Source organism: Sinomonas flava (genome assembly GCF_039531875.1).
Lineage (GTDB): Bacteria > Actinomycetota > Actinomycetes > Actinomycetales > Micrococcaceae > Sinomonas > Sinomonas flava.
In genome coordinates, this window is record NZ_BAAAQW010000002.1 from 372,470 (window position 1) to 392,863 (window position 20,394).

Consider the following 20,394-nt stretch of genomic DNA (forward strand, 5'->3'; position numbering starts at 1 on the left):
CGTATGGTTCCCGCCCTCTCCGTGCGTGCTCTGTGTCTGCTCTGTTCTGCCTGCAGTGCGTCAGCGTCTGCTGCGTCAGCCGACGCGCTCGCCCCGCCTGCTGCGGAGCAGCGTGAGCCGGTCGGCAAGGATCTGCTCGAGCTCGGGGATGGAACGGCGCTCGAGGAGCATGTCCCAGTGCGTGCGGACGGCCTTCTCGTTGGTGTCGGTCGGCCGCTCCCCATCTACGAGGAAGGCTTCCTTGCCGGTCTTGGACGTCCAGACCGGCGGGATCTCCGCCTCGGAGGAGAACGTGACGAACACCTGCTCGCCGTCCTCGCAGCGGTACTCGACGCGCTGCCGCGGGGCAGGCTCGACGCCCGCCTCCGTCTCCATGGACTGTGCACCCAGGCGCATGCCGCGCAGGCTGCGGTCGCTCATGTCTTCTCCCTCACGTTCTGCCGGGCACGGCCATCGCCCGACTCAGATCCCAACGTCTTCCGGGGCCGGCATGTTCCCAGCGGCCCGGCGGACGTTCCATTATAGGCGGTCGACGCCGGCGAGCCCGGCTACGGCTCGTCCGGCCCGCCGTCGTGCTCGTCGAGCTGGCGCGCCGCGTGATGGCGCAGGATGCCCTCCGCCTCGGCGTCGAGCTCGGAAGGCTTCGAAGCCTCGGCGACGAAGGCGCGCGCGTCCTCCTCGAGGGACGCGGCCGACTCGATGCCGTCCGTGGGGGCGAGAGCCGGGTCCGAGGGGATCGGAGACGCTGCTTGGACGGCAGGGTACGCGGGCTCGCGGGCCTCCTCGCCCTCGCCTGAACCGGCGGCAGGCTGGGCGGCGACGTTCCCGAGCATGCCGCCGATCCCCTTGAGCGCGTCGCCGACCTCGCTCGGGATGATCCAGAGCTTGTTCGAGCCGCCCTCGGCGATCTTGGGCAGCGTCTGCAGGTACTGGTATGCGAGCAGCTTCTGGTCCGGATTGCCGCGGTGGATCGCGTCGAAGACCTTCTGGATCGCCTGTGCCTCGCCGTCGGCCCGGAGCACGGCGGCCTTTGCCTGGCCCTCGGCCTTGAGGATCTGCGACTGCCGCTCGCCCTCGGCGGTGAGGATCGCGGACTGCTTCGTGCCTTCCGCGGTGAGGATGGCCGCGCGCCGGTCGCGCTCGGCACGCATCTGCTTCTCCATGGAGTCCTGGATCGAGTGGGGTGGATCGATCGCCTTGAGCTCGACCCTCGACACGCGCAGCCCCCAGCGGCCGGTGGCCTCGTCGAGGACCCCGCGGAGCTGGCCGTTGATCTGGTCGCGCGAGGTGAGCGCCTCTTCGAGGTTCAGGCCGCCCACGACGTTGCGGAGCGTCGTGATGGTCAGCTGCTCGACCGCTTGGATGTAGTTGGCGATCTCATAGGTCGCGGCCCGCGGGTCCGTGACCTGGAAGTACACGACCGTGTCGATCGAGACGACGAGGTTGTCCGACGTGATGACCGGCTGCGGCGGGAAGGACACGACCTGCTCGCGCAGGTCCAGCAGCGGAAGGAGCCGGTCGACGAACGGGATGAGCAGGGTCAGCCCCGGGCTCAGCGTGCGCTGGTACTTGCCCAGACGCTCGACGACGCCGGCCCTCGCCTGCGGGATGATGCGCACCGCACGGACCAGGACGGTCAGGACGAACAGGATGACCGCCGCGACGACGACCAGGAGAAGGATGCTTCCGGCGTCCATGGTTCCCCCTTCGATGATTAGGAGTGCCTAGCTTCGGTAGGGCGAGGTGGTCTCGCCCGGGGCCACGACGGCGGTGGCGCCGTCGATCGCGACGACCGTGACGACGTCGCCCGGGATGAACTCTCCGCGCTGGGCGCGCGCGGTCCAGACATCGCCGCCGATCTTGACGAGTCCGTGGGCTGAGTCGACGGCCTCGAGCACCGTCGCTGATGAGCCGACGAGCCGGTCGATGTTCGTGCGGACGTCCTCGATGCCCGGGCGCATGTGCCGCATGGCCACGGGACGGACGAACGCGACCATCCCCACCGACACAGCGGCGAACACGACGCCTTGGAGCCAGACCGGACCGCCGAGGAGCGCCGTCACGAGCCCGGCGAGGGCGCCGCCGGAGAGCATGATGAAGACGAGGCTGAGGCTCAGCATCTCGATCCCGCCCAGGACGAGGGCCAGCACGAGCCACACCATCCATGCGTTCTGCTCGAACCAGTCCATTCCTGCCTCCCCGTGCAGCGCCTCTGCTCTCACAGTAGACCAGTCCGGTGGCCCGTGCAGGGCTGGCGCGGAGGCCCTTTCCGGGCCTGCTCAGACGGTGATCAGGGGGGCGTCTGCTGGCCCCGCGGACCAGCTCGTGGAGGCCGCGCGGAGCGCGGCCACGGCGTCGCTGAGGTCGTCCGGCGAAGCGGTGAAGGGGAGCCTGAGCCGGTGCTCGAACGCGCCGTCGAAGCCGAAGCGCGGGCCGGCGGTCAGGGCGACCCGCCGGGCGTGTGCGGCCACGACGAGTCGGGACGAGGACAGGGGCGAGCAGTCCGCCCAGACGGCCATCCCGCCGTCGGGCTCCGTGACCCGCCACTCCGGGAAGCCCTCCGCGAGGGCTCCCGTGAGGGCATCCAGTCCCGCCGCGAGACGGGTGCGCCGCTCCGCCACCAGGAGATCCTCGCGGGCGAGCAGCTCGGCTGCGACGAGCTGCTCGAAGACAGGGGTGCCGAGGTCGAGGGCCGGGCGTGCCTGCGCGAGCCGCGCGAGGACGGAGCGCGGCGCCCTGATCCAGCCGATCCGGAGCCCGCCCCACGCGAGCTTGGACAGGCCGCCGAGGGTCACCGACGTCGGCGACCATGCGGCGAGCGGCGCAAGCGGGCCGCGCCGGATGTCGAGCAGGGCCGTCGTCTCGTCGGCCACGAGCAGGGTCCCGTGGCGTTCGGCGAGGCGCGCGAGCCGCTCCCGGCCCTCCGGCGCCAGGCTCGCGCCGGTGGGGTTCTGGAAGTCGGGCATGACGTAGGCCACCGTGGGCGACGCGGCGGCGAACGCCTCCTCCGCCGCCTCGAGGTCCCATCCGTCCGGGCTGACCGGGATCCCCACGAGCCGCGCCTTGGCGGCGAGGAGCGTGTCCATGGCATGCGGGTAGGTCGGCTGTTCGACGGCGGCGCGGTCCCCCGGCGACACGAGTGCCCGCGCGAGCAGCGACAGCCCGTGCTGGACGCCGGTGGTGATGAGGACCTGCTCGGGGTCGGTGGCCGCGCCACGACGCGTGAAATGCTCGGCGACCGCGACGCGGAGGCGGGGGAGCCCGAGCAGCTCATACCCAGACCCACCGAGCTCGGCCCCGATCTGCGCGGCGGCGCGCCCGTAGCACTCTTCCACGACTCCGGCAGCAGGCATGGCGGCCTTGGTGAGGTCCAGGAATCCGGAGGCGTCCGGGGCAGGCAGTGCGGGGCCGCCGGGGAGCGCGACGTAGCTCCCCGAGCCGCGCACGCTCATGAGGGCACCGAGGTCGCGGAGCCGCCCGTAGGCTGCGGCCACCGTGGTGCGGGACAGCCCGAGCGTGAGCGCAAGGTCCCGCTCGGCCGGGAGCCGCGTCCCATCGGGCAGGCGGCCGTCGATCGAGAGGAGCCGGAGCCGCTCGGCAAGTTCGGCATAAGCGGGGCCGCCGTGCCGCCAGGAGCCGAGCAGACGGGCGAGGCGGACCGATGTGATGGAGGCCATCAGTCCACCGTACGTGAATTGGACCTTTGCGAGGAGGCCAATCGCTGGGCAGGATCGTCACTATGCACCGACCCAGCGCACTCGCCACGGCCTTCCTCACCAGCCCGCGCCTCGCCGTCCGGCTCGTCCGCCTCTACGCCGGGCTCGCAGGGTATGGGCTCGCGATCGCCCTCCTGCTGCGCTCGGGCCTCGGGGCATCCCCGTGGGACGTCCTCGGCCAGGGAGTCGCGCTCGCGACCGGCATGAGCTTCGGCGTCGCGACCATCGCGATCAGCGCCGCGGTTCTGGTGCTGTGGGTGCCGTTGCGCGAGCGGCCGGGGTGGGGGACCCTCTCCAATGCGGCCCTCGTCGGGGTCTTCGCCGACCTCGGGCTCTCGTGGGTTCCGGCGGCCAGCGGGCTCGTGCTCCAGTCGCTCGCCTTCGCCGGCGGGCTGGCCCTGCTGGCGGCCGCTTCCGCGCTCTACCTCGGCGCAGGCCTGGGCGCGGGACCCCGCGACGGCCTCATGACCGGGCTGGTCCGCCGGACGGGGTGGCCCGTGTGGGCGGTGCGATCGGGCATCGAGCTCAGTGTCGTCGCCCTGGGATGGCTGCTGGGCGGGACGGTGGGAGTGGGCACGGCCGTCTTCGCGTTCGGCATCGGCCCGCTCATCCAGATCGCCGTGCGCCTCTTCCGCGTGGACCTCGCCGGGCCCCGCACGACGGCGGCGCCCCGGCCCGAGCGGGTCAGCGGCGCCGCAGCATGCTGAGCTCCATGGCGGCCGTGGCGGCGACTGGCTCGTCTCCGAGGACGGCCAGCAGTTCGTCCCGCGAGTGGTGGTGCCCCGCAGGGCCCATGAGCGCCAGGTCCACGGCCGCCTCGCGCGTGAGCGGCAGGGCGAAGGCGAGCCGCGTGCGCACGACCGGCTCCCAGTGCTCCGAGGCCTCCCGTTCGAGCGCGTCGGCCTTGCCCTCCGGCACCTCCAGCATCGGCAGCCGGCCGCGCAGCTCGGCCAGGTGCCCGGGAAGAGGCGTCACGACGCACAGCAGGCCGCCCGTGCGCGTCACCCGGGCGAACTCGGGCAGGTTGCGGGGAGCGAAGACGTCCAGGACGGCGTCGACACTGGCGTCGGCCAGGGGGAGGCGCCTCCAGAGGTCCCACACGACGGCGGCGACGCCCGGGATCTTCGCAGCGCGCCGGAGGGCGTGGGGGGAGAGGTCGAGCGCGACGGCGCGGGCACGCCGTCGCGCGTCTGCCCTGTGCGCGGCGAGCACTGCGGCGAGGTAGTAGCCGGTCCCCGCGCCGGCATCGAGGACGGCGGCGTCATCGGGCAGGGCCGCGCAGGCGTGTGCCAGGGCGTCGGCGGCGGGCGCGTAGTGGCCGGCTGCGAGGAAGCGCTCCCGGGCCAGGACCATCTCCGCGGTGTCCGGGGTGAACCTGCTCCCGCGCCCCGTGAGGAAGTTGACGTACCCCTGCCGCGCGGCGTCGTACCGGTGGCCTGAGAGGCACACGAGCGACCTCGCGCGGCTCTCCCCGCCGTCCCATGCCGAGCCGCACTGGGGGCAGAGAAGGAGGTCCTGGGCGTCCGAGAGCATGGTGCCCATCGTAGGCCTGCGGCTAGAAGCCGAGCTCCCGCGCGGCGCGCTCGGGGGTGGGATGCGCCCAGCGGGCCGAGTACTCGCCGTTCGAGGACAGCGAGCGCAGCTCGGCGCGGTCCAGGTAGAGGGTGCCGCTGAGGTGGTCCGTCTCGTGCTGCAGGATCCGCGCCTGCCAGCCCGAGAACTCGGCGGTCCGCGCCGCGCCGTCGGGGGCGGTCCACCGCGCCTCGACCCGACGGGGGCGCCGCACCACGGCAGTGTAGCCGCGCACCGACAGGCAGCCTTCGTAGAAGGCGTCGCGCTCGTCGCCGAGCGGAACGCAGACCGGGTTCAGCACCGCGAAGAACGGTAGTGGCGCCCGGGATCTGGCCTGCGCGACCTCCTCGTCCACCGCCCACGAATCCTCGACCACCGCGAGCCGCAGCGGCAGGCCGATCTGCGGCGCCGCCAGCCCGACGCCCGGTGCGGCATGCATGGTCCTGCGCATGATGTCCACGAGGGCGGCCAGCAGGGCAGCGTCGAACTGGCCGTCGAAGGGCAGCGCACGCGTGCGCAGGACCGGGTGCCCGGCCTGGACGATGGCCGGCAGGGACGCCGCGGCGACGATCTCCGCGGCGGCCTCCGCCAGCCGTCCGGCGGACCACGTGCTCGCGGGGGCGGCGTGCGGCGGGTGCAGGGTCATGGGCCCAAGCCTAGATCGCGGCAGATGCGGATGACCGCGTCGTACAGCTGGCCGCGGAGCGCGGGGGAGGCCGCGACTTTGACGACCCCCTCCTGCCCGGCGACGTCGAGGGCCAGCGGGATGAGGGTGCCCACCTTGTCCTCGGCGACGGCGTGGGGGTCGCAGCGGGCGGGCCGCACGACGATCGCCACACCGCTGCCCGGCACAAGGGCGACGTCGCGCGGCCAAGGCGCCCGGGAGTCCTCGGCCAGCAGCGTCGTGGTCCCGACGGAGCGCAGGACGGCCGGGCCGAGGGTGCCCGGGAAGGACCCGGCCGCGCCGCCGGCAGTCGGCGGGCCCACGACAAGCTTCAGCGCGACAGTGTCCGGGGAGGGGCCCGGCGCGAGCGCGTCCTCGAGGCCCAGGATGACCGCTGCCCCGGCGCGGTCGGCGAAGCAGCGCTCGCCGTGCACCCGGGCGAGCACGCCGTGCTGGTCCTGGGCGGTGAGGAGTGCGGTGGCCCCGTCGGCGAGGGACACCCTGAGGGCAGGGAATCCGTCCCCCTCTGCACCACAGAGCGCGGGCCCGAGAGTGGCGGGGAGGCTCTTCGTCTGGCCGCCCGGGAGCACCGTGTTCCCGGTCCACACGGTCCCGGGCCCGAAGCGGGTATCGATGAGCTCCACCCGGGTGACCGTCGTGTCCGTTCCGGCGGGCGCCGTCAGCTGGAAGACGATCCCCCCGCTGGCGTACTGGTCCCTGAACTGGTCCACCGCGGCGGCCAGGGCCGCGGCTGGGTCCGTCCCTGTGGGCGCCGGCACCTGTGCGGGGGACGTGCAGCCGGTCGCCGCGAGGACGGCGGCACTCAGCGCAGCGAGCCTGGGCAGACGCATGCCTCCAGCGTATGGCGGCTAGCCCGAGGGGGACACGATCCGGAGGAAGTCCTCGGCCGTGCGGGAGAGCGGGACGGCGCCGGACCACACGGCGCGCAGGACCCGTCTGAGCCGCAGCCCTTCCACGGGGACCTCCACGAGCCGGCCGCTGCGCAGCGCGAGCTGGACAGCGAGCCGGCTCACGACGCCGGGCCCGAGACCGGCCGCGACGCTCGCCGCGAGCGCCGCGTTGCTGCCCACCTCGAACCGAGGGCCCGAACCGTGCGGAGCGAGGGCGCGGTCGGTCGTCTGGCGGGTCCCCGAGCCGGGCTCGCGGACCACGAGCCCAGCCGCCGCGACCTGCGCGGGCGAGGGGCCGCCGTCGTCCGCCCACGGGTGGTCGGGGCGCACGACGACGACCAGTTCGTCCCGCCCGACGTCCAGGTAGCGGAAGCCGGTCTGGACGGTCGGGCCTTCGACGAACCCGAGGTCGGCCGCGCCGGTGCGGAGCCGGTCGAAGACCTCGTCGGAGTTGCCGACGTCGAGGCTTAGTGCGAGCCCCGGGAGGCGTTCCTGGGCGGCGGCGAGCCACGCCGGCATGAGGTGCTCCGCGACCGTCAGGGAGGCGCACAGGTGGAGCGCACCGCGCTCGCCCTCCAAAGCGCCCACGGCTCGGGCGACGTTCTCCGCCGCCTCGATCACCTCCGCGGCGAGCCCGGCGATCACCCGTCCGCGGTCGGTCAGGCCCGTCCCCCTCGGCGTCCGCGTAGCGAGGGCGAAGCCGGCGGACCGCTCCATCTGATCGAGCAGCCGCGAGGCGTTGGGCTGTGCCATTCCGGTCTGCCGGGCCGCCGCGCCGATGCTCCCCTCCGACGCGATCGCCGCGAGCAGGCGGAAATGCCGCAGATCCCAGTCCCGAACAGTCATATCACCAGCATATGGGCCCATCCGGAACCGGCGGCTACTGCGACCCCCTCCCACCCGGAACCATGGAAGGATGCCCCTGACCGCACGTGCTCCGCTGAGACTCCGGAAGGCCTGTGCCTCATCCCTGCGCCCCGCCCTCCGCCGCGTCGCCCCCGGCATGGGCGCCGCGCTCGGCGGCGCAGTCCTCGCCTCGGGCGTCGCCTCGGTCCTGCCGGGCACGAGCGCGCTGCTGGCGGCGATCGCGCTCGGCGTGGTCGCTGGAAACGTGGGGCTGCTGCCCGGTTGGGCGGGACCCGGCCTAGCGCTCGCCGCGCGCGTGCCCCTGCGCCTGGGGATCGTGCTCCTCGGCCTCCAGCTCTCGCTCCCGCAGCTGGCGGCCCTCGGATGGGGCATCCCTGCCCTCGCGGCGGCAGTGGTCTCGACGGGGGTCGTCGCGAGCCTGGCGATGGGCCGGCTCCTGAGCGTGCCGCCGCGCCAGGCACTCCTGATCGCGTGCGGGTTCTCCATCTGCGGCGCGGCCGCGGTGGCCGGCGTCGAATCCGTCGTGCGGGCCGACGAGGAGGAGACAGTCACCGCGGTGGCCCTGGTGGTCCTGTTCGGCACCCTCATGATCCCGGCCCTGCCGCTCGTCGCCGCGGCCCTGGGCCTGGGGGCGGAGGTCTCAGCGGTATGGGCGGGAGCCAGCGTCCACGAGGTCGCCCAGGTCGTGGCCGTCTCAGGCGCGCTCGGGGGCGGGGCCCTCGGGCTCGCCGTGACAGTCAAGCTGGCGAGGGTCCTGATGCTCGCCCCGGTCGCGGCGATCCTCGGGTGGCGGATGAGGCGTGACGGCGCCGCGGAGGGCCGACGGCGGCCGCCGCTGGTTCCGCTCTTCGTCCTCGGCTTCGTGGCCCTCGTGCTCGTCGGCAGCGTCGCGCAGGTGCCCGACGGGGTCCGTGCCGGGGCGCAGACGCTCCAGACCTTCCTGCTCGCGACGGCCATGTTCGCCCTGGGAGCCGGTGTCCGGATCCGTTCGCTCGCCCGGCGTGGCGGGCGGTCGCTCGTCCTCGCCGTCGGCTCGACGCTCGCTGTGGGGGCCGTCGGCCTCGCCGGTGCCCTGATCGTGGCCTAGGGAAAGAGCCGCCCGGATCCAGTCCCCAGCCGGCGCGCAGGGATGTTCAGGCAGCGGTTGTGTCGAAGGCGCCTTCGCGACGTCGGCCGTGATCGCGGCGTAGGGTGGGACCCGCAGGAGACCCCGTCGGAAACGGAGGTGCGCGGTGGGCCGTCCTCGTCGAGACCACGCGTTCGGGGCGCTCGCCGTCCTCGTGATGGGGGAGAGGCTGCCCCTCCTCGGCTGGGCGGGGATGGCCGAGATCGTCGCCTGCCTCGCCGTGCTCACCGTGCCGCTTCCCGCCCGAGCCCGCCCACGCCGTCGTGCGCTCCCCGAGCCGGCAGAAGCCCGGGGGTAGCCGTGGACCCGATCGAGGCCCTCAAGGAGATCGCGTTCTGGCTCGAGCGCGACCTCGCGCCGAGCTTCAAGGTCAAGGCCTTCCGCCGCGCGGCCGAGGCGATCGGCCAGATGGCCCCCGACGACGTCGCCGCCCGCGCGCGCGACGGCCGGCTCCGGCGCGTGGCCGGGATCGGGGACCGGACGCTCGAGGTGATCCGCCAGGCGGTCGACGGCGACGTGCCCGAGTACCTGGCCGTGCTTCGCGAGCGGGCGGAAGCGGAGCCTCGGGCCCGCGGCGGCCTCGTGACGCTCCTGCGCGGCGACCTGCACAGCCACAGCGACTTCTCCGACGGGGGGTCGCCCCCTGAGGAGATGGCCCATGCGGCGCAGTGGCTCGGTCGCGAGTACCTCGCCCTGACCGACCACTCGCCCAGCCTCACGATCGCCAACGGACTGTCCGCCGAGCGGCTCGAGGGCCAGCTGGGCCTCGTCGAGGAGATCAACGCAGGCCTCGGAGACGGCCTGCGCCTCCTGACGGGCATCGAGGTGGACATCCTCGAGGACGGCTCCCTCGACCAGCGGCCTGACCTGCTCGCGCGCCTGGACGTCGTCGTCGCGAGCGTCCACTCCAAGCTGCGCTCCGAGTCCGGGCCGATGACCCGGCGTATGCTCGCGGCAATCGAGGACCCGCACACCGACGTCCTCGGACACTGCACCGGCCGGCTGGTCCAGGGGTCGCGGGGCACGCGGCCGGAGTCCGTGTTCGATGCCGCGCGCGTGTTCGCGGCGTGCGCGGAGAACGGCGTGGCCGTGGAGATCAACTCGCGGCCGGAGCGCCAGGACCCGCCGGACAGGCTCATCCAGGCGGCGCTCGACGCCGGCTGCCTCTTCTCGATCGACAGCGACGCCCACGCTCCCGGGCAGCTCGACTTCCCCAGACTCGGCGCCGCCCGCGCCGAGGCGAACGGAGTCCCGGCCGAGCGGATCGTCACGACGTGGCCGCTCGAGCGCCTCCTCGAGTGGACTGGCCGGCGCCGCGGGTGACGCTCCCGCGGTGACGCTCCCCGGAACCGTTTGACGGATGCGCGTCTCGGGTACGGGCCGGAATGAGCCGTCCCGAGGAGGAAGCCATGCCGTTCACCCCCCGTACCGCCATCGTCACCGGAGCCGACTCCGGCATCGGCAAGGCGACCGCCGTTGCCCTCGCCGAGGCCGGCCTGGATGTCGGGATCACCTGGCACCGGGACCGGGACGGCGCGGAACAGACCGCCGGTGAGGTCCGCGCCCTGGGGCGGCGCGCCGCCGTCGCGCACCTGGACGTCACCGACCTCCCCGGCTGCGGCGACGTGGTGGACGGGCTCGCGGACGAGCTCGGGGGCCTCGACGTCTTCGTCAACAACGCCGGCACCGGCGCCAACGAGCCCTTCCTCGAGATGGACTACGAGCGCTGGCGGGGCATTGTGGCGACCGATCTGGACGGCGCCTTCGTGTGCCTGCAGCGCGCGGCCCGGCGGATGGTGGCCGCTGGGAACGGCGGCCGGCTGATCGCCGTCACGAGCGTCCACGAGCACCAGCCGCGCGTGGGGTCGTCGGCGTACGACGCGGCGAAGCACGGGCTCGGCGGCCTGGTCAAGACCATCGCGCTTGAGCTCGGCTCCCATGGGATCACCGCGAACTCCGTGGCGCCGGGCGAGATCGCGACGCCGATGACGGGCCAGGAGGACCAGGACCCCCGCGGCACCCACCGGCCCGGCGTCCCCCTCGGCCGTCCCGGGGATGCGCGCGAGGTGGCAGCGGTCATCGCGTTCCTCGCCTCGCCGTCATCGGCGTATGTGACGGGGGCGTCCTGGACGGTCGACGGCGGGATGCTGCAGATGGGGCCCCAGGCCGGTTCGCACCTGACCGACGACGAGTGGCGCAAGGGGTAGACCGGTCTGCATTCACCCTGTGGACTCGATCACACAATGGTCACAGCGCCGTACCGGTCTAGATAGGATGGTCCGAGCAGCTCAACGAGGAGCTGCCGGGGCCACCCTCCTGATCACAGAGAAAGCAACGACGCATGACCTTTGAATCTCACTCCGTGACCCTCAAGATCTGGGACCCTTCGACGGTCGACCACACCCTCGAAGAGGCCATCTCCCACGTCTCCGCCAAGGCCAACGCACACCGCGACCACGTCAAGGTCACCCGCAGCGGCCCGGACGTCTTCACCGTCCACGTCGGCGACACGCTCGTCTGACCGAAAGCCACGGTCCATGAGGGCGCCGCTCCAGCATCGCTGGGGCGGCGCCCTTCTCGTGCCCCCCGCCAGCGCGGACCTGTACGGACCAAAGCCACTTCCGCGGGCTCCCGCAGTCGGCGATCGTGGGCTCATGGCAGGACCCGGTGGGGGAGCGGGGGCACGGGGCGCACGCCGGCGCGCGGTCGGCTCGCGCGTGCTGCTCGCCGCCGTCGCGCTGGCGCTCCTGGCCGCGGTCGGCATCGCTGTCTTCGTGCTCTCCGGCCCCCGCGGCGGCCCGTCGGGAAGCCCGACGAGCGGCGGGCCGAACCCGTCCGGTACGCCGCCGGCGTCGTTGGCCGAAGTGCCGCCCGGGCCGTTGAACGTCCTCGTGATGGGCAGCGATATCCGCGGGAACGCCCGGGACGCGGTGGCGAGCCAGGAGGCCGGTGGCGGGGTCGCGGACCAGCGGGCGGACATGATCATGCTCCTGCACGTCCAGGCCGACCACCGTCGGGTCTTCGGCATCTCGATCATGCGGGATTCCTGGGTCACCATCCCCGGGCACGGCCCGTCGAAGATCAATGCGAGCCTGTCCTTGGGTGGCCCGTCCCTCGTCGCGGAAACGGTCTCCTCCCTCCTGTCGGTTCGGATCGACCACTACGCCATGCTGGACTTCGAGGGCTTCAAGGCCATCACGGACGCGCTCGGCGGAGTGGACGTGGAGGTGCCGGTGCCGTTCACCGCGACGTTCGACACCCACCACACCTTCACCCAGGGCATCAACCACCTGGAAGGTCAGGCCGCCCTCGAGTTCGTGCGTGAGCGCTACGCGTTCGCCGACGGCGACTACCAGCGGGTGCGCGACCAGCAGGCGTTCATCCGCGGGCTCATCGCCCAGCTGGTCACCACCGGCCGGGTGGGCAGTCCCGCCGAGGCGGCCGCCGCCGTCGGGCTCGCCTCGCCGTACGTGATCGCGGACCCGGGACTGGACGCAGCTGGGCTCGCCGCCCTCGGGTACGGGCTGCGCGGCCTCGACCCGGCGTCGAGCACGTTCTTCACGCTGCCGACCGCGGGAACGGGCCTCTCCGACGACGGCCAGTCGATCGTGGTGCCCGACTACCCCGGCATCGCCGCGGTCGCGGAGGCGCTCGGGTCCGACACACTCGCGCAGTACGTCGCGGCCCACGGCCTCTCCTAGGACCCGCCCGGGGCTTCGCGCCTAGACTTGCGCCATGCCGCACGCTGCCGACAGCCACGACCTCATCCGCGTCCAGGGCGCCCGCGAGAACAACCTCAAGGACGTGACCCTCGAGCTGCCGAAGCGGCGGCTCACCGTGTTCACCGGCGTCTCGGGCTCCGGCAAGAGCTCCCTCGTGTTCGCCACGATCGCCGCCGAGTCGCAGCGCATGATCAACGAGACGTACTCGACGTTCGTGCAGGGCTTCATGCCGACCATGGCCCGGCCCGACGTCGACGTGCTCGAGGGGCTCACGACGGCGATCATCGTCGACCAGGAGCGCATGGGCGCCAACATCCGCTCCACGGTCGGGACGGTGACGGACGCCAACGCGATGCTGCGCATGCTCTTCAGCCGGCTCGGGCAGCCCCACATCGGCTCGCCGCAGGCCTACTCGTTCAACGTGCCCTCCGTCAGCGGGGCGGGCGCCATCAAGACGGCGTCGGGGAAGACGGAGAAGCGCTCGTTCACCGTCACCGGCGGCATGTGCCCGAGGTGCGAGGGGACCGGCGCGGTGAGCGACTTCGACCTCACCGCGCTGTACGACGCCGAGAAGTCCCTGGCCGAGGGCGCGATCACCGTCCCCGGGTACAGCATGGACGGCTGGTACGGGCGCATCTTCGCCGGGTCTGGGTTCTTCGACATGGACAAGCCCGTCAAGAAATTCACCCAGCGGGAACTGCACGACCTGCTCCGCAGGGAGCCCACGAAGATCAAGGTCGAGGGCATCAACCTCACCTACGAGGGACTCATCCCCAAGATCCAGAAGTCCATGCTCTCGAAGGACAAGGAGGCGATGCAGCCGCACATCCGGGCCTTCGTGGAGCGGGCCATCACCTTCCAGGCCTGCCCCGAGTGCGGGGGCACGAGGCTGGCCGAGCCGGCCCGGTCGTCGAAGATCAGGGGCCTGAGCATCGCCGACGTGTGCGCGATGCAGATCACGGACCTCGCCCGCTGGGTGAGGGAGCTCGACGAGCCGTCGGTCACCCCGCTCCTGAGGGGACTGCAGGATCTCCTCGATTCCTTCACGGAGATCGGCCTCGGCTACCTCTCCCTGGACCGGCCGTCGGGCACGCTGTCCGGGGGAGAGGCCCAGCGTACGAAGATGATCCGGCACCTCGGCTCGTCGCTCACCGACGTCACCTATGTCTTCGACGAGCCGACGATCGGCCTGCACCCCCACGACATCCAGCGCATGAACGGCCTCCTCCTGCAGCTGCGGGACAAGGGGAACACGGTGCTCGTGGTCGAGCACAAGCCGGAAGCGATCGCCATCGCAGACCACGTGGTCGACCTCGGCCCGGGAGCGGGCACCGGGGGCGGGATGGTCACTTTCGAGGGCACGGTCGAGGAACTGCGGGGGAGCGGGACGCTCACGGGGCGCCACTTCGACGACCGCGCGAGGCTCAAGGACTCGGTGCGCACGGCGAAGGGGTCGCTCGAGGTGCGGGGAGCATCGACGCACAATCTCAAGGACGTCGACGTCGACATCCCGCTCGGCGTGCTCACCGTAGTGACCGGGGTGGCCGGGTCTGGCAAGAGCTCGCTCATCCACGGCTCGGTCGCGCGGCGCGACGGCGTCGTGGCCATCGACCAGAGCGCCATCAAGGGGTCGCGCCGCAGCAACCCGGCCACCTACACCGGGCTGCTCGAGCCGATCCGCAAAGCGTTCGCGAAGGCCAACGGCGTCAAGCCCGCGCTGTTCAGTGCGAATTCCGAGGGCGCGTGCCCCGTGTGCAACGGCGCCGGCGTCATCTACACGGACCTCGGCTTCATGGACACCGTCTCGACGCCGTGCGAGGAGTGCGAGGGCAAGCGGTTCCAGCCGGCGGTGCTTGAGTTCACGCTCAACGGCCGGGACATCGCCGAGGTGCTCGCGATGTCCGTGGAGGACGCCGAGGACTTCTTCTCCGCCGGGGACTCGGCAATCCCCGCCGCGCACAGGATCCTGGGGCGGATGGCCGACGTCGGGCTCGGGTACCTCTCCCTCGGCCAGCCCCTCACGACCCTGTCCGGCGGCGAGCGGCAGCGCCTCAAGCTCGCGACGCAGATGGGGGAGAAGGGCGGCATCTACGTCCTCGACGAGCCCACCACGGGCCTGCACCTGGCCGACGTCGAACAGCTCCTGGGGCTCTTGGACCGGCTCGTGGACTCTGGGAAGTCAGTGATCGTGATCGAGCACCATCAGGCCGTCATGGCCCACGCGGACTGGATCATCGACCTCGGGCCCGGCGCCGGGCACGACGGCGGGCGCGTCGTCTTCGAGGGCACGCCGGCCGAGCTCGTGGCCGGGCGGGGAACGCTGACCGGCGAGCACCTCGCGAAGTACGTCGGTGCCGTCTAGATCGGTGCCGTCTCACACGGGCGGCTGCGGATGATCCGGCGTCGTGCGGTGGTCGGCCTGGCGGCCTGCAGTGCGCTGCTGGCCGCGCTGGCCGCCTGCGACGTCGCGGACCGGCGCCCAGCCGCCCTCCGGTCCAGGCCGCGGGAGGTCAGTGGCCGGCTCGGGCCGGGGGAGGTCAACCTCGGTTCGCCGACCGGCCGGGAAACGGTCCTCTACGTTCCCGGCAGCGTGGCGCCGGACGCTCCGACCCCGCTCATCGTGTCCCTCCACGGAGCCGGCAGCGATGCGCGCGGCGGCGGCCTGTTCACGCAGCCGCTGGCAGATCAGCTGGGGGCGCTCATCCTTGCCCCGTCATCGCAGGGCAGGGTCTGGGACCGGAACTTCGGGACGGATCTCGCACTCGTCGACGCCTCCCTCGCGGAGGCCTTCCGCCGAGCCCGCGTGGATCCCGCCCGCATCGCCATCGCAGGCTTCTCCGCGGGCGCCTCGTACGCTCTGGCCCTCGGCCTCGCCAACGGAGGCCTCTTCAGCAGGGTCATGGCGTTCTCGCCGGGGTCCGTGCCGGACGGAGGGCGGCAGGGGAAGCCGCGCGTGTTCATCACGCACGGGGTCGATGACGAACTCCTTCCCATCGACCGCGCCAGTCGGCGGATCGTGCCGGCCCTACGGAACGACGGGTACGATGTCGCCTACAACGAGTTCGACGGCGGCCATACTGTCCCGCCCGACGAGTTGGCTCGGGCGGCTGACTGGCTCGGGTGGTGAGTCCCGGCACCGAGCGCGTCACCGCGTCGCGACACCGCGTCGGCAGGGCGTGAAGGCCCCTTCTTCAACTGGCAGCGAGGCGTGCTGAAGGCGGACGAGTCGGAGCGTGGCGGTGAGGGCGGTTGATGGCAGTATCGGGCCATGACGTTCTTCGAGGGTCTGCCGGCTTCACCTGAACATCGTTCTCGCCCGGCTCCGGCGCGGCCTGTGTGGGCGGGTCCTCCGGCGAATGAATTGCCAGTCGTCATCCATGTGGGGCAGTTCTTGCATCGTGCGCCGCCTTTGGTGATGGGCGTTCGATCACTGCAGGTCTACTCCACCGGGTGCTGCATCGAGATTGCCTGGGTCGCTCGGAGGGACGGCATGTCCGAGCATGAGTGGGGTGAGCTCAGCTCAAAGGCATTCCGGATGCCGATGGGCGGCCACCGGTCCTCGGAGTCGGGTCCGCTCTTCGGCATCGAGTATGCCGATGGCCGCAAGGCGGTCATCGGCCATCCTCGCCCGGCCATGTTCGGAACCGAGTCCGCGGTCACTGAACCCGTGCTGCTGCAGGCAGGCGGTGGAGCCGGGATGGGAACCGGCGACGAGTGGGTCAGCTCCTCGAGGCTGTGGCTGTGGCCCCTGCCCGAGCAGGGCGATCTCCGTCTCGTGGCGAGGTGGAACGACGCGGGCATGCCCGAAACCTCGATTGTTCTGGACGGGAACAGGATCGTGGCTGCCCTGGACGTCGTTCAGCCGTTCTGAGATGTGGCGCGCTTGCCTCGTCTCGTCGCCACAGCGTGAACTGTACGCGAAAAGCTCTCACTAGATGCGAGAAACCACTGCTGACCTGCGCCGACACAGCAAGCCGGCACCGACAAGGCCAGCTGCGGCACAAGGACGAGTAACCGGCTGACAACGCCCGACGGCACGGTGGGACGAGTCCTCGCACCTGTTTCAACTCGTCCTACTCAACCGCCGATAACCCACCTTATATCCAGTCCGACTCCGAGCAGGTGGCGGCTCGCGTTCGGCACGAACTCGGAGACCGCAGATTCGAAGCTATCCTCTCCGGCCCATCCGTGGCATCGAGGGAGGAGGCAATCGAACTCGCCCTGGCCGCAGGTGGTAAGCCACGTTGCGATCTGGGTGCGTGACGTGGCCCCGAGCTTCGCGAGGATGCTCTCGACGCGGCCATCCACGGTCCGGGGCGACACGACGAGGGCCATAGCGATCTCTTTGTTGCTGTGGCCCTCGGCGACCAGAGCCGCAACTTGGTACTCGCGCGGTGTGAGTCTGGGGGCCGCCGCGATCTTGGAGGCAGCGGACGGGCTCGCCAATGTGCCCTTCGGGACGGGTTTGCGCTAGGCCGGGATGCTTGCGGGCCTTCGGAGTGACGAACGCCTCGGGTTCGCCTCGTCAGAGGTCCGGGGTTCCTTCGTATGTCGAGGAAGGCGGCCCAGCAGATTGGCTCAGCGATGCTGGCTTCGTGGACCACTCTGTTCCACGATCCGTTCCATCCACCGCTAGTGGCTTGCTTTTTCCACCACGCTTGGACGACACGTGTTCCATACCACCTGATCCCTCCGGGGTCAGGTTTTCTTTTTCACCACCCGCTCGGGCACACGAGTCTGCCCACGGTCGTCGGCATCTGCGCGTCCCGGAAGTCGGACTCTGTGAGTTGGTACCACCAATGGGCGCCCGTTCCGCGTCTCTGGGGATCCCTCAATGCTCCTGCCAGGATCCCCTTGGTCGGGTTGACTAGGCCAACCGGCACGAACCGCCGAGCCAGCTCGATCGGCTTCTTCAGGTCGCTGTCGTTACTGACGACCACGGCAGCCTCCACTGTCGACCGGAGGACATCGGACAAGAGGTGGGTAGCGACATTGACATCGCTGCCCTTCTCCTCGCGCCGGGAGACCGAGGCAATGAAGGTTGCACCTGGAACGTCGGCATCTGTGCTGTCCTTGACCATCAGAGGCCAACGCCCATGCGCGCCTCAGACGGCGTGCGGTAACGGGCTGTGTCGAACAGGCCCGTCTCGGCGATCCCACGGGGTGGCCTTGTGCATCTCGTGGACGGCCTTGGCGACGTTGAGCAGCTGGCGCAGCATGATCGCCTCCGCCATCGTGCCGGTGCCGCCCATGGCCGCCGCCATGAGCACCAGTGAAGCGCCCCGGGCAGACGGACCCACCGTGCGGAGCGGCCGTACCGGGTAGCGGCGCAGCTGGGCCGTCTTGGACAGTTCCTCGGGGGCGTTCGCGGCGTGGTCCACGGCCACCGAGGTGACGCCGGGCCCGCTCGCCGCTGCCGCGGATGAGCGAGTGGGGACTGCCAGCCGGCCGCCGGGGTGCAGGATCGGGCGTCGCGGGCTTTCTGGGGCGTCAGGGGGGAGGGGGCGGCCTTGGCCCGGAGCGCGGCCTCTTGGCGGCTGCGGCGCAGCTCAGGTGCGAGCGCCTGGCGGAGCTTGTCGACGTCCCCGGCGGGGTTGCGCCTCCTGAGGATGTCGTAGGCGGACGACAGTGGAGTGATCAGCTGCTGATGGCCGCCGCGCTTGTGGAGGGCGCCAGGAACGCGGATGCACCCGGTGGAGAGGTTCTGGTGCGGGCTCGCGTCCATGCTGGGAGCCGTGCGAGCGAGCGCGGCCACGAGTTCGCGAGCTTCTGCGCCGTCCATCGGTTCGGCGAGGGGCACGTACACGTGCCGGCCGCCAGAGGGCGAGAAGTCCTCTACGTAGCGCAGGCCGCACGAGGCCAGCAGGGCGCCCAGCCGCTGGGCGTCGGCATCGACGACAGCTTGGGTGGCCTTCGAGGTGTCCAGGTCCAGGCATAGCGTCGTGACTCGGCCTGCCGCGTCGTGGATCAGCACGGCCGCCGGCTCCCGTGGGGGCGCGGCGGTTAGCTTGTGGGGGGTGCCTGGGTACTGGAACTTGCTTCGGACCCAGCGGCCCGCCCGGTACGCCGGCTGGCCTGCGATCAGGGGGCAAGAGCCCATGCCTGCGCGGGTGTGACTTGCGCTGGCAGTGATGGCGTGGCAGACACGCCGGCATGGCTGTCAGCCTGCAGATGACGTTCGGGGGCAGCAACGGCTACCATGAAGAAGCAGTCCTTCCTCGAGAAGGGGTGTACGAAGGGGGCCCACCCTGAGGGAGGGTTTCTCTGGATCCGCCACCCGGTTTGCCGCCAAGCTCAGGGGTGGTGGAAGGCTTGGAAGACCCGCCTGGTGCGGGTCTTCTGCTTTAAGCGGCCTGGATAGGCAACTCCTCGGCTTGCGGTCTTGGCTTGGGGAAGATCGGCAGGCCGCCGTTTTCCTCAAGGTGCTGGATCAGAGTGTCGAGGTAGAAGCTCAGCGAGAGGCCGGAATCCTGCGCTGCTTCATTGGCGGCCGCGCGCCGCTCGGGGGTCACCCTGCCCTGCAAGAGCACGGTGAGTGCGCCGTCACGGCGACGGGCTCGGTCCTTTTTTGCGCTCCTGATCTTAACCTGTCACGCACTTTATGCATTCACTCGGATTTGATGATGGCGTGTCGCCCGGCACTCCATAGGGGAGGGCCACACTCGGGCTGCCCCGCTCCGCTGGCGGGTCAGGGGCATCGGGTGCATCCCTTAGAAGCCCTCGGCGACTCTCACTGATGCTGGCCAGGCGCGTTCCGCGACTGGAGGGCGTCATGGCGGATGGGGCCGTTGATGAGAGCGCGTTTGTGTGACTATGGCTTGATTCAGGACCGGTATGACGGTTGTCATAGTCAGGCGTCGCCGGTCATGCTGTACCTTGGCGTCGGTGGATTCGGAGACGATCACCACGGCGTTGTGTACAAGCTCGACGTCGTGGCGCCGGATTGGAGGGTCAGGCGCGCGGGCTCGGCGCGGTCTTCGATGCCCGACTTTGACGTTCGTATTGCGCGATTCCACCAGCCGTTTCTTCGGCTGCAAACGAAGACCCGGCCCGTCGGAACTTCGCGCGCCAAAGTAGCCCGTTGATGGATCACCCTGAAGATGTATGTACCTCTGCCCGTTGAATGGCTGCTTCAAGAAGACGCTCATGAATCGGCGGCGCCTTGATACTCAGCAAAGGAACTGCAGGCGCTTGTAGCATTGGCGCAGCGCCACAGCACCTTGCGTGAGGGCTCGACTGCATGCTTATTCAAGTACGATAAGTGGCTCCCCCCGCTGTCCTTTAAGTATTCCTCGGAGGCCAGCGGTCATCTCCTCGAAATCGGTTGGACTTAATTCCAGTATGAAGTCTAAGGAGGTAGTCAGGCCCAAGCGTGCCGCTGCCTCTTCAGTTAGCACCAAACGTAACTTAGCCTTGCTGATTTGGACTCGCGCCAAGCATTGATAGGCGGTTTCACCGCTAGGAAATACCAGACAATATGTGTCAAGGCCAAGGATTCGATCTTGATCGTCAGGGTCAAGGGGACGTTGAAACTCGAGAGACCATCTTGGGTTTTTGACTTCATCGGCGAGGACAAGTGCTTCAAAGGCCATGTCCTCGTCTCTAACATACCCGACAGCACGAACTCGATTTATAAATGGCGTACGTTCACTTTCTACCTGCATGCCAAACTCCTTCCGGCCATTCATAGGTTACAGAAACACCACGGTCTTTTACGGCGCGATTCATAGCTCCCTTGCAGCTGGCACAGGGACTGTACTTTCAACGGTGTAACTCTGACACAGGAGGTACCCGATGAGCGTTGACGTTGAGCCGG

The 20,394-nt window shown here is 70.7% G+C and carries 23 protein-coding genes and 1 pseudogene; 10 read left to right on the forward strand and 14 right to left on the reverse strand.

Annotated elements, in window-relative coordinates; translation table 11 throughout:
• Positions 1-75: 75 nt before the first annotated feature.
• The 4 genes from ABD298_RS02570 to yczR all read right to left on the reverse strand — a co-directional run bounded on the left by ABD298_RS02570 (position 76) and on the right by yczR (position 3,677).
• Positions 76-420: an RNA polymerase-binding protein RbpA gene (locus ABD298_RS02570; protein ID WP_208712551.1), complete on the reverse strand. Its 345-nt coding sequence runs from the start codon at positions 418-420 to the stop codon at positions 76-78.
• Positions 421-548: 128 nt separating this feature from the next.
• On the reverse strand, positions 549-1,697 hold the full coding sequence (locus ABD298_RS02575) for an SPFH domain-containing protein (protein ID WP_344298125.1): 1,149 nt from the start codon (positions 1,695-1,697) through the stop codon (positions 549-551).
• 27 nt (positions 1,698-1,724) lie between these two features.
• Complete coding sequence (locus tag ABD298_RS02580; protein WP_344298126.1) at positions 1,725-2,189, reverse strand: NfeD family protein; 465 nt, start codon at positions 2,187-2,189, stop codon at positions 1,725-1,727.
• A 90-nt stretch (positions 2,190-2,279) separates the two neighbouring features.
• Complete coding sequence (gene yczR / locus ABD298_RS02585) at positions 2,280-3,677, reverse strand: MocR-like transcription factor YczR (protein WP_344298127.1); 1,398 nt, start codon at positions 3,675-3,677, stop codon at positions 2,280-2,282.
• Between the two features lie 62 nt (positions 3,678-3,739).
• Between yczR and yczE the strand changes: the two genes are divergently transcribed.
• Entirely contained in the window at positions 3,740-4,423 is a 684-nt protein-coding gene (gene yczE, locus ABD298_RS02590; protein ID WP_344298128.1) for a membrane protein YczE, read from the forward strand.
• Here yczE and ABD298_RS02595 read toward each other — a convergent pair.
• Genes ABD298_RS02595 through ABD298_RS02610 form a run of 4 tightly spaced genes read right to left on the reverse strand, consistent with a single transcriptional unit; the run spans position 4,401 to position 7,709 of the window.
• Positions 4,401-5,249, reverse strand: coding sequence for a methyltransferase domain-containing protein (locus ABD298_RS02595; protein WP_344298129.1), 849 nt, complete (start codon positions 5,247-5,249; stop codon positions 4,401-4,403). The two genes, yczE and ABD298_RS02595, sit on opposite strands and share 23 nt — an antisense overlap.
• 22 nt (positions 5,250-5,271) lie before the next feature.
• Positions 5,272-5,934 (reverse strand): peptide deformylase, encoded by a 663-nt coding sequence (locus ABD298_RS02600; protein WP_344298130.1) that lies wholly within the window; start codon positions 5,932-5,934, stop codon positions 5,272-5,274.
• Positions 5,931-6,803, reverse strand: coding sequence for a hypothetical protein (locus ABD298_RS02605; protein ID WP_344298131.1), 873 nt, complete (start codon positions 6,801-6,803; stop codon positions 5,931-5,933). Before ABD298_RS02605 ends, ABD298_RS02600 begins: the two co-directional genes overlap by 4 nt.
• Positions 6,804-6,821: 18 nt before the next feature.
• Complete coding sequence (locus ABD298_RS02610; protein ID WP_344298132.1) at positions 6,822-7,709, reverse strand: LysR family transcriptional regulator; 888 nt, start codon at positions 7,707-7,709, stop codon at positions 6,822-6,824.
• Positions 7,710-7,779: 70 nt separating this feature from the next.
• Between ABD298_RS02610 and ABD298_RS02615 the strand changes: the two genes are divergently transcribed.
• The 9 genes from ABD298_RS02615 to ABD298_RS02655 all read left to right on the forward strand — a co-directional run bounded on the left by ABD298_RS02615 (position 7,780) and on the right by ABD298_RS02655 (position 16,449).
• Positions 7,780-8,817 carry a YeiH family protein gene (locus ABD298_RS02615; RefSeq protein WP_344298133.1) on the forward strand — a complete coding sequence of 346 codons (1,038 nt, stop codon included), beginning with the start codon at positions 7,780-7,782 and terminating at the stop codon, positions 8,815-8,817.
• 145 nt (positions 8,818-8,962) lie between these two features.
• Positions 8,963-9,154, forward strand: a complete 192-nt coding sequence (locus ABD298_RS02620) for a hypothetical protein (protein WP_344298134.1) — start codon at positions 8,963-8,965, stop codon at positions 9,152-9,154.
• 2 nt (positions 9,155-9,156) lie between these two features.
• Positions 9,157-10,179, forward strand: coding sequence for a PHP domain-containing protein (locus tag ABD298_RS02625; RefSeq protein WP_344298135.1), 1,023 nt, complete (start codon positions 9,157-9,159; stop codon positions 10,177-10,179).
• Between the two features lie 86 nt (positions 10,180-10,265).
• A complete protein-coding gene (locus tag ABD298_RS02630) occupies positions 10,266-11,063 on the forward strand; it encodes an SDR family oxidoreductase (protein ID WP_344298136.1) in 798 nt (265 codons plus the stop codon).
• Positions 11,064-11,197: 134 nt separating this feature from the next.
• A complete protein-coding gene (locus ABD298_RS02635) occupies positions 11,198-11,377 on the forward strand; it encodes a hypothetical protein (protein ID WP_344298137.1) in 180 nt (59 codons plus the stop codon).
• Between the two features lie 133 nt (positions 11,378-11,510).
• Positions 11,511-12,557, forward strand: a complete 1,047-nt coding sequence (locus ABD298_RS02640; protein WP_344298138.1) for an LCP family protein — start codon at positions 11,511-11,513, stop codon at positions 12,555-12,557.
• Between the two features lie 34 nt (positions 12,558-12,591).
• Positions 12,592-14,940, forward strand: coding sequence for an ATP-binding cassette domain-containing protein (locus ABD298_RS02645; RefSeq protein ID WP_344298139.1), 2,349 nt, complete (start codon positions 12,592-12,594; stop codon positions 14,938-14,940).
• 30 nt (positions 14,941-14,970) lie between these two features.
• Positions 14,971-15,705 (forward strand): alpha/beta hydrolase, encoded by a 735-nt coding sequence (locus ABD298_RS02650; protein ID WP_344298140.1) that lies wholly within the window; start codon positions 14,971-14,973, stop codon positions 15,703-15,705.
• A gap of 141 nt (positions 15,706-15,846) precedes the next feature.
• Positions 15,847-16,449 (forward strand): hypothetical protein, encoded by a 603-nt coding sequence (locus tag ABD298_RS02655; RefSeq protein ID WP_344298141.1) that lies wholly within the window; start codon positions 15,847-15,849, stop codon positions 16,447-16,449.
• Between the two features lie 206 nt (positions 16,450-16,655).
• Here ABD298_RS02655 and ABD298_RS02660 read toward each other — a convergent pair whose 3' ends face one another.
• The 6 genes and pseudogenes from ABD298_RS02660 to ABD298_RS18660 all read right to left on the reverse strand — a co-directional run.
• The gene (locus tag ABD298_RS02660; RefSeq protein ID WP_344298142.1) at positions 16,656-17,024 is read right to left on the reverse strand and encodes a response regulator transcription factor; all 369 of its coding nucleotides are present in this window, start codon (positions 17,022-17,024) and stop codon (positions 16,656-16,658) included.
• A gap of 266 nt (positions 17,025-17,290) precedes the next feature.
• A complete protein-coding gene (locus ABD298_RS02665) occupies positions 17,291-17,659 on the reverse strand; it encodes an NYN domain-containing protein (RefSeq protein WP_344298143.1) in 369 nt (122 codons plus the stop codon).
• A gap of 24 nt (positions 17,660-17,683) precedes the next feature.
• Positions 17,684-17,959: a hypothetical protein gene (locus tag ABD298_RS02670; RefSeq protein ID WP_344298144.1), complete on the reverse strand. Its 276-nt coding sequence runs from the start codon at positions 17,957-17,959 to the stop codon at positions 17,684-17,686.
• Positions 17,960-18,922: 963 nt separating this feature from the next.
• The gene (locus ABD298_RS02675; RefSeq protein ID WP_344298145.1) at positions 18,923-19,090 is read right to left on the reverse strand and encodes a hypothetical protein; all 168 of its coding nucleotides are present in this window, start codon (positions 19,088-19,090) and stop codon (positions 18,923-18,925) included.
• A 732-nt stretch (positions 19,091-19,822) separates the two neighbouring features.
• A complete protein-coding gene (locus tag ABD298_RS18655) occupies positions 19,823-20,266 on the reverse strand; it encodes an Imm10 family immunity protein (protein ID WP_425564280.1) in 444 nt (147 codons plus the stop codon).
• Positions 20,226-20,327: pseudogene (locus tag ABD298_RS18660) on the reverse strand (hypothetical protein); the annotation flags it as partial. The pseudogene ABD298_RS18660 and the gene ABD298_RS18655, both read right to left, overlap by 41 nt.
• Positions 20,328-20,394: the final 67 nt, after the last annotated feature.